The sequence below is a fragment of the Rathayibacter sp. VKM Ac-2762 genome, from assembly GCF_009866585.1.
Lineage (GTDB): Bacteria > Actinomycetota > Actinomycetes > Actinomycetales > Microbacteriaceae > Rathayibacter.
The window spans coordinates 1,605,562-1,617,626 of the sequence record NZ_CP047419.1; the positions used below are offsets into that span (position 1 = coordinate 1,605,562).

Sequence of the window (12,065 nt, forward strand, 5' to 3'; positions counted from 1 at the left end):
GGAGGCATGAGCGTCCCCCTGATCCCCCTCAACGACGGCCGCGCGATCCCCCAGCTCGGGCTCGGCGTCTACAAGATCGGCGACGAGGAGGCGGCCCGCACGGTCGCCGTCGCCCTGGAGGCCGGCTACCGGCACGTCGACACCGCCACCCTCTACGGCAACGAGCGCGGAGTCGGCGAGGGGATCCGCGCGAGCGGCCTCCCCCGCGAGCAGGTCTTCGTGACGACCAAGGTGTGGAACGACGACCACGGCTTCGACGAGACGCTCGCCGCCTTCGACCGGAGCCTCGAGCTGCTCGGCACCGACTACGTCGACCTCTACCTCGTGCACTGGCCGATCCCCTCGCGCGACCGCTACGTCGACACCTACCGTGCCCTCGAGCGCCTGCAGAGCGAGGGGCGGGCCCGCTCGATCGGCGTCTCGAACTTCGCCGAGGAGCACGTGCAGCGCCTGCTCGACGAGACGGGAGTGGTGCCCGCGATCAACCAGGTCGAGCTGCACCCGCGGCTGCCCCAGGAGGAGCTGCGCGCCTTCGACGCCGCCCACGGGATCGTCACCGAGGCGTGGTCGCCGCTGGCCCGCGGGCGCCTCCTCGACGAGCCGGCCCTGGCCCGCGTCGCCGCGAAGCACGGCGTCTCGCCGGCGCAGGCGGTGCTGCGCTGGCATGTGCAGCTCGGCGTCGTCGTGATCCCGAAGTCGGTGACGCCGGAGCGGATCCGCGAGAACCTGGACGTCTTCGGCTTCGCCCTGGACGACGAGGACCTCGCCGCGATCGCCGGGCTCGCGACCGGCGAGCGCACCGGCCGCGACCCGCGCTTCGACTGAGGCTCCGGCGATGACGGCGGGCAGGGTCCTGCTCCTGCACGGCCTGGGCGGCTCGGGCCGCACCTGGTGGCGGCTGAGCCGCGAGCTGACCGCGGCGGGCTGGAGCGTCTCCGCTCCCGACCTGCGCGGACACGGCGACGGGCCGCGCGGCGGCTCCGCCCGCCACGACGCCTACGCCGACGACGCCCTCGCGCGGGGACCGTTCGACCTCGTCGTCGGGCACTCGCTCGGCGGAGCGGTCGCGGTGCGCGCCGCCTCCCGCGAGTCCGGCTGGGCGGGGCGCCTGGCGCTGCTGGACCCGGTGCTCCGGCTCGCCCCGGAGCAGCGGGCCGCCGTCCGCGCGGGCGAGCTCGCCGGTCTCGCGGTCTCGGCCGAGGAGCTCGCTGTCGCGCAGCCGCTCTGGGACGAGCGGGACCGGGCCGAGAAGCTCGCCGCGGTGCGGGACGCCGACCCGTCCGCGGTGGCGGCGACGATCGACGACAACGATCCGTGGGACCTGCTGGCGGACCTGCCGGGCCTCCGCCCGCCGGCCCTCGTGCTGGCCGGCGATCCGCAGGTCGGGACGCTGCTCCCTCCCTCCCTCGCCGCCCTGGTGCTGCGCGCGAATCCGCGCATCCGGTACGCGGTCGTGGCCGGCGCAGGTCACAGCCCCCACCGCGACCGTCCGGAGGAGACGCTCGCGATGCTCCGTGAGTGGGCCGAGAGCCCGGCGACTGCCTGATCCGCTCGCCGACCCGGTCCGTGTTTCGTGCGGATGAAATCTGGCAGGGGGGACTGGGCCGCACCGTTTCCTGTGAATACCCTCGCAGAGGACGCGATCCCCTCCCAGTCTTCGGGAGGTGCGCGTCGGGGCCGCCGACGCGGCGGCCCGTTCTCGAGGAGAGGGAGCCCCAGTGGCGCGAACCACCACGAACACCCCGAGCGGCCGCCGACGCCGCTCGCTGATCGGCTCGAGCGCGATGATCGGAGCGGGCGCCCTCGTCGCCGGCTTCGCCTTCGCGCCGACGGCGAGCGCCGTCGAGCCGGTCGACTTCGCCGACACCGTCACCGTCGACGGCATCATGACCCACTTGGAGGCGCTCCAGGCGATCGCGGACGCCAACGGCGGCACCCGCGCGATCGGCACCCCGGGCTACGAGCTGAGCGGCGCGTACGTCGAGAAGGTCCTCGCGGACGCCGGCTACACGACGCAGCGCCAGGACTTCACCACCGCGACGCAGACGATCGACGCGTTCACGCTGACCACCGGCACCGGCGCCGTCGGCACCCCGATGGAGTTCACTCCGTCGACGCCCGAGGGCGGCGTGACCGGCGAGCTCATCGCCCCCGTCGATCCGCTCGGCTGCACCACGGACGCCTGGACCGGTCTCGACGCCACCGGGAAGGTCGCGCTCGTCAGCCGCGGCTCCTGCAGCTTCCTCGAGAAGTCGGTCGCCGCCGGTGCCGCCGGCGCCGCCGCGATCATCATCTACGACAACGCGCCGAGCGACGCCCTCAACGGGACGTTCGGCGGACAGGACGAGGCCGCCGTCCCCGGCGTCGGCGTCACGCAGGCCGAGGGTCAGGCGCTGCTGGCGTCGCTCCCCGCGAGCGTCTCGGTCCTCATCGACCAGACGACGACCGAGGTGGAGACCTTCAACATCGTCACGGAGACCCCGGGCGGCGACCACGACAACGTGGTCATGCTCGGCGCGCACCTCGACAGCGTGCCCGCCGGCCCCGGCATCAACGACAACGGCTCCGGATCCGCGACGCTGCTCGAGACGGCCGTGCAGCTGGCCGCCGCGGGCGACACGACCAACGCGGTCCGCTTCGCCTGGTGGGGCGCCGAGGAGGTGGGCCTGGTCGGCTCCTACACCTACGTCGACTCTTTGACGGAGGAGGACGCCTCGAAGATCGCGACCTACATGAACTTCGACATGGTCGCCTCGCCGAACTACGTGATCTCCGTCTACGACGCGGACCAGTCCACCTACGAGGCCCCCGTGGACGTGCCCGCCGGCTCGATCGCGACCGAGAAGGCGTTCACCGACTACTTCGACTCGATCGACCAGCCCTGGATCGACACCGCGTTCGACGGACGCAGCGACTACGACGGCTTCATCTCGGTCGGCATCCCGTCCTCGGGCGTCTTCACCGGCGCCGACGACGTCAAGACGGAGGAGGAGGTCGCGCTGTTCGGCGGCACCGCCGGCATCACGCACGACCCGAACTACCACTCCGCCGCCGATGACATCGACAACATCAACCAGGAGGCGCTCGGCATCACGTCGAAGGCCATCGCCTTCGTGACCGCCTCGTTCGCCGCGGACACCTCCGCGATCGACGCCGAGAAGGACCCGACCACGCCGACCCCGACGCCGGAGCCCACCGTGGCCCCGACCGCCGAGCCGACCGTCGCTCCGACCGCGCAGCCGACCGTCGCCCCGACGACCGCGCCCACCACCGCGCCGACGGCCGCTCCCACCCCGAGCAGCACGCCGACCGCCGTGGCGCCGCACCCCGGCGGCCGCCCGCCCCTGGCCTCGACGGGCGCCGACGTCGGCCTGCCGCTGGGCCTCGGCGGACTGCTGATCGCCGGCGGCGTCGGCGGGTTTCTGCTCGCCGCGCTGCGCCGCCGGAGCGCCGAGCGCGGCTAGCCGCCACCGCCCCGGAGCCGTCCGGCCGTCGCTCCGCGACGACCGGGCGGCTCCGTCGTTCCGCCCTGAGGGGACCCCGGACCGTCGAGCTGCGGCGGGTCCCTTCGACGGTCGGGGGCTCCCTCACGTCCGACAGGGCTTCCGGCGGCCGGGGGACACGGTGTTCACTGGGCGCATGCGAGCCATCTGGAAGGGCGCGATCACCTTCGGCCTGGTCAACGTGCCGGTGAAGATCTACAGCGCGACCGAGGACCACGACATCCCGCTGCACCAGGTCCACGACAAGGACGGCGGACGGATCCGGTATCAGCGCAAGTGCGAGATCTGCGGCGAGGTCGTCACCTTCGACCACATCGACAAGGCCTACGACGACGGCGAGCGCACCGTGGTCCTGTCCAAGGACGAGCTCAAGGCGCTGCCGGAGGAGCGCGACCGCGAGATCGACGTCGTGCAGTTCGTGCCCAGCGAGCAGGTCGACCCGATCATGTTCGACCGCGCCTACATCCTGGAGCCCGACTCCTCCTCCCCCAAGGCCTACGTCCTGCTGCGCCGCACCCTCGAGCAGACGGACCGCACCGCGATCGTCGAGTTCGCGCTGCGGCAGAAGACCCGCCTCGCCGCGCTGCGCGTGCGCGGCAAGCTCCTGATGCTGCAGACCCTGCTCTGGGCGGACGAGGTGCGGGAGGTCGAGTTCCCGTCGCTGGAGGGCACCACTCGGATCGCGGCGCGCGAGCTCGAGATGTCGGCGCACCTGGTCGACTCCTACTCCGAGGACTTCGACGCCGCGAAGTTCCACGACGCGTACCAGGAGGAGCTGCGCACGCTGATCGACGCCAAGATCGAGCAGGGCGACGCCCTCGACACCGCCGCGACCTTCGGCGAGGCGCCGGAGGAGGAGGGCGGCGGCGGCGAGGTGCTCGACCTGATGGAGGCGCTCAAGCGCTCGGTCGAGCGCAGCCGCGGGGCGAAGGGCGCGCCGGCGGAGGAGGCTCCCGTCGAGAAGAAGGCCGCGACGAAGCCCGCCCCGAAGAAGGCGGCGAAGGCTCCGGCGACGACCGCCGCGAAGAAGAAGCCCGCGGCGAAGAAGGCCGACACGGAGAAGGGCGCCGACGCGCCTGCGAAGAAGCGGACCCCGAAGAAGACCGCGGCAGCGGAGAAGGCGGCGTCCTAGCCCCGCCGGATGCGGCGGGTCGGGGTGGGACGGAGCCTCAGGCCCGCTCGGCCGCCCGGTCGGGCTCATCGGCCGCATCCAGCTCGTCCACGTCGTCGAGGTCGACCGCGACCGAGCTGACCAGCGCGAGCAGCGCCTCCGCATAGGCGTTCTCTGCCGCCGCGTCCTCGAAGGTCCGCGCCCGCCCGCCGAGCTCGACCTCGACGGCGAACCGCGCCTCCGGCTCCGCGAGGCGACGGAGGGAGCGGAAGGTCCCGCGGAGGAGCTCGCGCAGCTGGTCCTCCCGCGGCAGCCAGAGCGAGTCCTCCAAAGAGACGGAGTCGAGTGCCCATTCCGTGGTGCCGTTGAAGCCGAGGACGGTCCCGCTCGGGTACTCGTGCGCCTCGATGGTCATGTCGCTGACGGTGAAGACGTCGCCGTCGAAGCCCTCCCGCTCGATGCGGAAGCGGTCACCGGTGCGGGGCGTCCAGCGCACGCCCGCCGTGCGCAGGGCACGGGCCAGCTCGAAGGAGATCATCCGACGAGTGTGACCCGCGAAGCCGCGAACGCGCCGCGAGCGGCACCCGCGCGCCCCGATGTCGGTGGATGAGTTTACGTTCATGAAACGTCCGGTTCACAGGCCGGGCACCCGCACTGCATAGCGTGACCATGCGTGCCCCTTCCGGGGGTGCGCCGGCCGCGCCGCGCGGCGACGACGCTGCGACCGCTCTTCCGAGCGGCGATCGAGAGGACCACCATGCCCGACTCTCCCACCCCGCCCGACCGCCGCCGGAGGCGCGGGCTCGGCCTGGCGGCCCTGACCGGCCTGGCCCTGGCGGCCGCTCCGCTGGTCGCGACCTCCGCCGCGGCCTCGCCCTCGGGCGACGAGCTCGTCATCAGCGAGGTCTTCGCCCGCGGAGGCTCCGCCGGCGCCGCGTTCAGCAACCGCTACGTGGAGCTCTACAACCCCACCGCCGCCGAGATCGCCCTCGGCGGCCTCTCGATCCAGTACCGCTCGGCGACCGGCACCGCGAACCCCACCACGACCGTGCCGCTCACCGGCTCGGTGCCCGCGGGCGGCCACTTCCTGCTCGCCGGCGCCAGCAACGGCACCAACGGCGCGGCCCTGCCGACGCCCGACCAGAGCGCGAACGGCCTCAACATGGCCGCCGCGGGTGGCACCCTCTTCCTCGTCGACGGGACCTCGGCGCTCGTGGCGCCGCCCACCGGCGCCGCCGCCCAGCCGGACGCGGTGATCGACCTCGTCGGCTACGGCACCTCGAACACCTTCGAGTCGTCCGTCGCCACGGTCCCCTCCCTCACCCAGACGATCGCCCGCGCGGACACCGCCACCGGCGACACCGACGTCAACTCGGCCGACTTCGCGCTCGGCGCACCGACCCCGCAGGCCGCAGGCGGAGGATCCGAGCCCGAGCCCACCTCGCCGCCGACGACGACCCCGCCGACCACTCCCCCGACGACCCCGCCGGCCGAGATCCCGGCCGTCTCCATCGCGGAGATCCAGGGCACCGGCGACGCGTCGCCGCTCGTCGGCAGCACCGTCACCACCTCCGGCGTCGTCACCGCCCGCTACCCGTCCGGCGGCTACAACGGCTACGTCATCCAGACCCCCGGCACCGGCGGCGAGAGCTCGCGCACGGCCTCCGACGCCGTCTTCGTCTTCTCCTCCGCCTCCGTCGGGTCGGTCGCGATCGGCGACCACCTGCGCATCACCGGCGAGGTGAGCGAGTACAACGGCCTGACCGAGCTCACCCCGACCTCGGCCGCGACCGTCGTCAAGCTCGACGCCGCCGCTGCGCCGGTCCCGGCCGCTGTCGCGCTCCACCGCACCGCCGCCGAGCGCGAGGTGCTCGAGAGCATGCTGATCGCTCCGCAGGGCGCCTACACCGTCACCGACACCTTCGACCTGAACAGCTTCGGCTCGGTCGGCCTCGCCGCCGGCACGTCCCCGCTGCTCACGCCGACCGAGGTCGCCCGCCCCGGCTCACCGGAGCTCGCCGCCGTCGTCGCCGACAACGCCGCCCGCGCGATCACGCTCGACGACGGCGCCTCGATCAACTTCCTCGGCGCCGCCGCGAACAAGGCGATCCCGCTGCCCTACCTCACCCCGACCGCGCCGATCCGCGTGGGTGCTCCGGCGACCTTCGCCCGCCCCGTCGTCCTCGACTACCGCAACGGCGGCTGGGCCTTCCAGCCCACCACGCAGCTGACCGTCGAGAACGCCGGCGACGTGCAGCCCGCGACGTTCGCGAACACCCGGACCGCGAAGCCCGAGGCCGTCGGCGGCGACCTCTCGATCGCGTCCTTCAACGTGCTCAACTACTTCTCCACCACCGGCGACTCGATCACCGGCTGCACCTTCTACACCGACCGCGACGGCGACCCCGTCACGGTCAACAGCGGCTGCGACGCCCGCGGAGCGGCGAACGCCGACGACCTCGAGCGCCAGCAGGCCAAGATCGTGACCGCGATCAACACCCTCGGCGCGGGCGTCGTCTCGCTCGAGGAGATCGAGAACTCGGCCAAGTTCGGCAAGCCGCGCGACGAAGCCCTCGCCACCCTGACCGCCGCGCTGAACACGGCGGCAGGCTCCGAGGTCTGGGCCTACGTCCCCTCCCCCGCAGCGCTCCCCGCGCTCGCGGACGAGGACGTCATCCGCACCGCCTTCATCTACAAGAAGGCCGTCATCGAGCCGGTCGGCGAGTCCGTCGTGCTCAACGACACGGTGAACTTCTCGAACGCCCGCAAGCCCCTCGCCCAGGAGTTCCGCCTCCTCGGCGACAGCGCCAGCGAGTTCGTCGCGATCGTGAACCACTTCAAGTCGAAGGGCTCCGGATCCGGCGCCGACGCCGACCAGGGCGACGGCCAGGGCGCCTCGAACGCCTCGCGCGTGAAGCAGGCGACCGCCCTCGTCGCCTTCGCCGACCGCCTCCGCACCGAGAAGGCCACCGAGCTCGTCTACCTGCTGGGCGACTTCAACGCCTACTCGAAGGAGGACCCGGTGAAGGTGATCACCGACGCCGGCTACATCGACCAGGGTGCGAAGGACGGCAAGTACTCGTACTCGTTCGACGGCGCGGTCGGCTCGCTGGACCACGTCTTCGCCTCGCCCGCGGCCGACAGGACGGTCACCGGGGTCGACACCTGGAACATCAACAGCGGCGAGTCCGTGGCACTGGAGTACAGCCGCTACGACTACAACGCGACGATCTTCTACGACACCTCGGCGTACCGCTCCAGCGACCACGACCCGGTCGTCGTCGGCCTCGACCTGCCCGAGACCCAGACGGACCCGGAGCCCGAGCCCGTCACGGTCATCGACGTCGCGACCACCGCCTCCACCAAGCGCCTCGCCGTCGTGCGGACGCTGACGGTGTCGGCGGTGAACAACGGCGACGAGACGGTCTCGATCGAGATCACGACGGCGTACGGCAGCAAGACGAAGAAGACGGTCAAGCCCGGCCAGTCGTTCACGGTGAAGACCGTGACCGTCTTCAAGCCCATCAAGGCCGGCACGGCGACGATCGAGGTCACCGCGCCCGACGGCACCGAGCGCGTCTACAAGCAGGCGTACCGCGGCGCCTGATCCCGCGCGACCCCTGACCTCGACGAGCTCCGGCTCCTAGAGTTCGGGGATGCCCGAGGGAGACAGTGTGCACCGTCTCGCCGCCCGCCTCAGGCGGGCGGCGGACGGTCGCACCGTCCTCGAGGGCGAGCTGCGCTCCGGGGACGCGGCCGGCACCTCCCTCGCCGGGCTGAGGATCCTCGAGCACGACACCCACGGCAAGCACCTCCTCACCCGCTTCTCCGGCGGAACCACCCTGCACACCCACCTGCGGATGCAGGGCTCCTGGACCGTGACCGCTCCCGGCCGAGCGGTCCCCCGCTCGGTGCAGCAGGACGTCCGCGTCCGCCTCCGCCTCGACGACGGCTCGACCGTGTGGGGCATCGACCTCCCGGTCGTCGAGCTCCTCGCCACCCGCGACGAGCCGCGCGCCGTCGGGCCCCTCGGGCCCGACCCGCTCCGCGCGGACTGGGACGCCGACGAGGCCGTCCGGCGCCTCTCCCGCCTCCCGGACCGGCCCGTCGTCGCCGCACTCCTCGACCAGCGCTGCCTCGCGGGCCTCGGCAACCTCTGGGCCAACGAGGTCTGCTTCCTCCGCGGAGCCTGGCCCTGGCGGCCGATCGGCTCCCTCGACGTCCGCGCCCTCGTGGCGACCGCGGCGAGAGGCCTCCGCGCCTCCGTCACCATCCCCGGGATGTTCCAGACCACCACCGGCGACACCCGCCGCGGCGAGCGGCACTGGGTCGCGGGGCGCGCCGGGCGCCCGTGCCTGCGCTGCGGCACGACGGTGCTCGTCCGCGACGAGGTCCGCGACGACCCCGAGCAGCGCCGCACCTGGTGGTGCCCGCACTGCCAGCCGGAGCAGGCGGCCGCCCCCTGAGCCCGCGTACCGCCGCCTGAAGCCCGCGTACCGCTGCCGACGGCCCGTGCGTAGGCTGGCCGCATGACGAACGAGTGGGGAACTCCGGATCCGTCCGCCCGGCGAGACCGGTCCGCGGAGGTCGTCCCGGCGGCCGCCTCCGGCGAGGAGGTGGAGACCGCCCGCGTCGAGGACGCCGAGCGCGCTCTCGCCGTGCGGGAGGTCAAGCGGCGCCGCGACTTCCTGGGGTCGGTCGGCGGATGGGCGAGCGTCTCGGCGATCACGACCGCCGTCTGGGTCGGCACAGGGGCCGACGGCTACTTCTGGCCGATCTGGCCGATGATCGGGATCGGGATCGGCGTCGTCGGCCAGGCCGCGTCGATCTGGGGTCCCGCCCGCAAGGAGATCACCGAGGCGGACATCGCCGCCGAGATGCAGCGCCGGGAGAAGCGCGGCCGCTGATCAATCCAGGCGGCCGACCGAGGTGACGCGGACGACGGCCGCACCCTGCTCGTCCGACTCGGCGAGGTCGACGGTCGCCGAGATCCCCCAGTCGTGGTCGCCGGCCGGATCGTCGAGGATCTGCCGCACGAGCCACTGCGTCGGCTCCTCCGTGACGAGCAGCATCTTCGGCCCCCGGGCGTCGGGCCCGATGCCGATGCTGTCGTGCTCGTCGTAGTAGTCGTCCAGCGCGGCACCCCACGCGTCGGCGTCGAAGCCGGCGGTGGCGTCGAGCTCGCCGAGCGCCTCGTGGTCGTCGAGGGCGGCGAGGGTCACCCGGCGGAACATCTCGTTGCGCACCAGCACGCGGAAGGCGCGGTGGTTCGCGGTGAGGCGGCGCGGAGCGGGCGGCACGATCGCCTGGTCCGCCGCGTGGAGCGCCGGATTGACCAGCTCCTCCCACTCGTCGACCAGCGAGGAGTCGACCTGGCGCACGAGCTCGCCCAGCCACTCGATCAGGTCGTGCAGCTCCTCGTTCTTCAGCTCGTCGGGGATGGTCTGCCGGGCCGCGCGGAACGCGTCGGACAGGTAGCGCAGCACCAGTCCCTCCGAGCGGGAGAGCTTGTAGAACGCGGTGTACTCGCCGAAGGACATCGCCCGCTCGTACATGTCGCGCACGACCGACTTCGGCGAGAGCTCGAAGTCCTTCACCCACGGCTGCGCGGCGGTGTAGGTCTCGAACGTCGCCTCGAGGAGCTCCTCGAGCGGCTTGGGGTGCGTGACGGACTCGAGCAGCTCCATCCGCTCCTCGTACTCGATCCCCTCGGCCTTCATCGCGGCGACGGCCTCGCCGCGGGCCTGGAACTGCTGGGCCCCCAGGATCGGGCGCGGGTCGTCGAGGGTCGCCTCGAGCACCGAGATCACGTCGAGCGCGAAGCTCGGCGACTCCGGGTCGAGAACGTCGAACACGGCCAGCGCGAACGGCGAGAGCGGCTGGTTGAGCGCGAAGTTCGGCTGCAGGTCGACGGTCAGGCGGATGCGGGTCACGCCGTCGGCGCCGACGCTCTGCTCGACCACGCCCGCCTCCCGCAGCGTCCGGTAGATGCCGAGCGCCCGGCGGGCGAGCTGCAGCTGCCGCTTCCACGGCTCGTGGTTGTCGAAGATCAGGGCGTGCACGTTCGCGTAGGCGTCGCCGCCGCGGGCGATCACGTTCAGCAGCATCGCCGACGTGATCGTCATGTGCGAGGTCAGCGTCTCGGGCTCGGCGTCGACGAGCTTGCGGAAGCTCGGCTCGCCCCAGCTGACGAAGCCCTGCGGCGCGCGCTTGGCGACCCACTTCCTCCGCTTCTTCGGGTCGTCGCCCATCTTGTCGAGAGCCTTCCGGTTCTCGGACTCGTGCTCGGGGGCCTGCACGACCACGGTCCCGGCGGTGTCGTACCCCGCGCGACCGGCGCGGCCGGCGATCTGGTGGAACTCGCGGGCCGAGAGCTGGCGGGTCCGGGTGCCGTCGTACTTGGTCAGCGCAGTGAGCAGCACGGTGCGGATGGGGACGTTGATGCCGACGCCGAGGGTGTCCGTGCCGCAGATCACGCGCAGCATGCCCTGCTGGGCGAGCTGCTCGACCAGGCGGCGGTACTTCGGCAGCATGCCCGCGTGGTGCACGCCGATCCCCAGCCGGAGCAGCCGGGAGAGGGTCTTGCCGAACGCGGTGGTGAAGCGGAAGCCGCCGATCACCTCGGCGATGCGGTCGCGGTGCTCGCGGGTGGCGATGTTCGCGCTGGTGAGCGCCTGCGCGCGCTCGAGAGCGGCCGCCTGCGAGAAGTGCACGACGTAGACCGGCGACTGGTTCGTCGAGAGCAGCTCCTCGATGGAGTCGTGGATCGGCGCGATCTCGTAGAAGTAGTGCAGCGGCACCGGGCGCTCCACGCCGGTGACCCGGGCGGTCTCCCGGCCCGTGCGGCGGCTGAGGTCGGCGGCGAGCGCCGTCACGTCGCCGAGGGTCGCCGACATCAGCACGAACTGCACGTGCGGGAGGGTGAGCAGCGGCACCTGCCACGCCCAGCCGCGCGCCGGGTCCGCGTAGAAGTGGAACTCGTCCATCACGACCTGGTCGACCGGGGTGTCCTCGCCGTGCCGGAGCGCGAGGTTCGCGAGGATCTCGGCCGTGCAGCAGATGATCGGCGCGTCGGCGTTCACCGAGGAGTCGCCGGTGACCATCCCGACGTTGGAGGCGCCGAAGACGTCGACCAGCGCGAAGAACTTCTCGGAGACGAGCGCCTTGATCGGCGCCGTGTAGAAGCTGCGGCGTCCGGAGGCGAGCGCCGCGGCGTGCGCGCCGATCGCGACGAGCGACTTCCCGGTGCCGGTGGGCGTCGAGAGGATCAGGTTGGAGCCGGAGGCGATCTCGAGCATGGACTCGTCCTGCGCCGGGTAGAGCGGGAGGCCGCGCGACTCCGCCCACTCGGTGAAGGCCAGGTAGACCGCGTCGTCGTCGACGCGCCCGTCCGCGTCGGGCGTCGGCATCCGGTCGAGCAGCGTCGAGGTCATCCCCCCATCCTCCCAGCC

At 72.6% G+C, this 12,065-nt stretch carries 9 protein-coding genes; 7 read left to right on the top strand and 2 right to left on the bottom strand.

Annotated features, from left to right (window positions below):
• Positions 1 to 6 precede the first annotated feature (6 nt).
• The 4 genes from GTU71_RS07580 (at position 7) to GTU71_RS07595 (ending at position 4,635) form a co-directional block, all read left to right on the top strand.
• Positions 7 to 825, top strand: a complete 819-nt coding sequence (locus GTU71_RS07580; RefSeq protein ID WP_104222368.1) for an aldo/keto reductase — start codon at positions 7 to 9, stop codon at positions 823 to 825.
• A gap of 10 nt (positions 826 to 835) precedes the next feature.
• Positions 836 to 1,546, top strand: a complete 711-nt coding sequence (locus GTU71_RS07585; RefSeq protein ID WP_159939584.1) for an alpha/beta fold hydrolase — start codon at positions 836 to 838, stop codon at positions 1,544 to 1,546.
• Between the two features lie 172 nt (positions 1,547 to 1,718).
• Positions 1,719 to 3,464, top strand: coding sequence for a M28 family peptidase (locus GTU71_RS07590; protein WP_159939585.1), 1,746 nt, complete (start codon positions 1,719 to 1,721; stop codon positions 3,462 to 3,464).
• Between the two features lie 175 nt (positions 3,465 to 3,639).
• Entirely contained in the window at positions 3,640 to 4,635 is a 996-nt protein-coding gene (locus GTU71_RS07595) for a Ku protein (protein WP_159939586.1), read from the top strand.
• Between the two features lie 37 nt (positions 4,636 to 4,672).
• Here GTU71_RS07595 and GTU71_RS07600 read toward each other — a convergent pair whose 3' ends face one another.
• Positions 4,673 to 5,152, bottom strand: coding sequence for a pilus assembly protein CpaE (locus GTU71_RS07600; protein WP_244230665.1), 480 nt, complete (start codon positions 5,150 to 5,152; stop codon positions 4,673 to 4,675).
• A gap of 219 nt (positions 5,153 to 5,371) precedes the next feature.
• Between GTU71_RS07600 and GTU71_RS07605 the strand changes: the two genes are divergently transcribed.
• From GTU71_RS07605 to GTU71_RS07615, 3 genes are all read left to right on the top strand, one after another.
• Positions 5,372 to 8,221: an ExeM/NucH family extracellular endonuclease gene (locus GTU71_RS07605; protein ID WP_159939587.1), complete on the top strand. Its 2,850-nt coding sequence runs from the start codon at positions 5,372 to 5,374 to the stop codon at positions 8,219 to 8,221.
• A 49-nt stretch (positions 8,222 to 8,270) separates the two neighbouring features.
• Positions 8,271 to 9,080, top strand: a complete 810-nt coding sequence (locus GTU71_RS07610; RefSeq protein WP_159939588.1) for a DNA-formamidopyrimidine glycosylase family protein — start codon at positions 8,271 to 8,273, stop codon at positions 9,078 to 9,080.
• A 63-nt stretch (positions 9,081 to 9,143) separates the two neighbouring features.
• Positions 9,144 to 9,521, top strand: a complete 378-nt coding sequence (locus tag GTU71_RS07615; RefSeq protein WP_104222259.1) for a 2TM domain-containing protein — start codon at positions 9,144 to 9,146, stop codon at positions 9,519 to 9,521.
• Here GTU71_RS07615 and GTU71_RS07620 read toward each other — a convergent pair whose 3' ends face one another.
• Positions 9,522 to 12,047, bottom strand: a complete 2,526-nt coding sequence (locus tag GTU71_RS07620; RefSeq protein WP_159939589.1) for a DEAD/DEAH box helicase — start codon at positions 12,045 to 12,047, stop codon at positions 9,522 to 9,524.
• Positions 12,048 to 12,065: the final 18 nt, after the last annotated feature.

Coding starts and splice junctions, on each gene's coding strand:
- GTU71_RS07600 (WP_244230665.1), bottom strand. CDS start 5,152: ATGATCTCCTTCGAGCTGGCCCGTGCCCTGCGCACGGCGGGCGTGCGC.
- GTU71_RS07595 (WP_159939586.1), top strand. CDS start 3,640: ATGCGAGCCATCTGGAAGGGCGCGATCACCTTCGGCCTGGTCAACGTG.
- GTU71_RS07580 (WP_104222368.1), top strand. CDS start 7: ATGAGCGTCCCCCTGATCCCCCTCAACGACGGCCGCGCGATCCCCCAG.
- GTU71_RS07585 (WP_159939584.1), top strand. CDS start 836: ATGACGGCGGGCAGGGTCCTGCTCCTGCACGGCCTGGGCGGCTCGGGC.
- GTU71_RS07615 (WP_104222259.1), top strand. CDS start 9,144: ATGACGAACGAGTGGGGAACTCCGGATCCGTCCGCCCGGCGAGACCGG.
- GTU71_RS07620 (WP_159939589.1), bottom strand. CDS start 12,047: ATGACCTCGACGCTGCTCGACCGGATGCCGACGCCCGACGCGGACGGG.
- GTU71_RS07605 (WP_159939587.1), top strand. CDS start 5,372: ATGCCCGACTCTCCCACCCCGCCCGACCGCCGCCGGAGGCGCGGGCTC.
- GTU71_RS07610 (WP_159939588.1), top strand. CDS start 8,271: ATGCCCGAGGGAGACAGTGTGCACCGTCTCGCCGCCCGCCTCAGGCGG.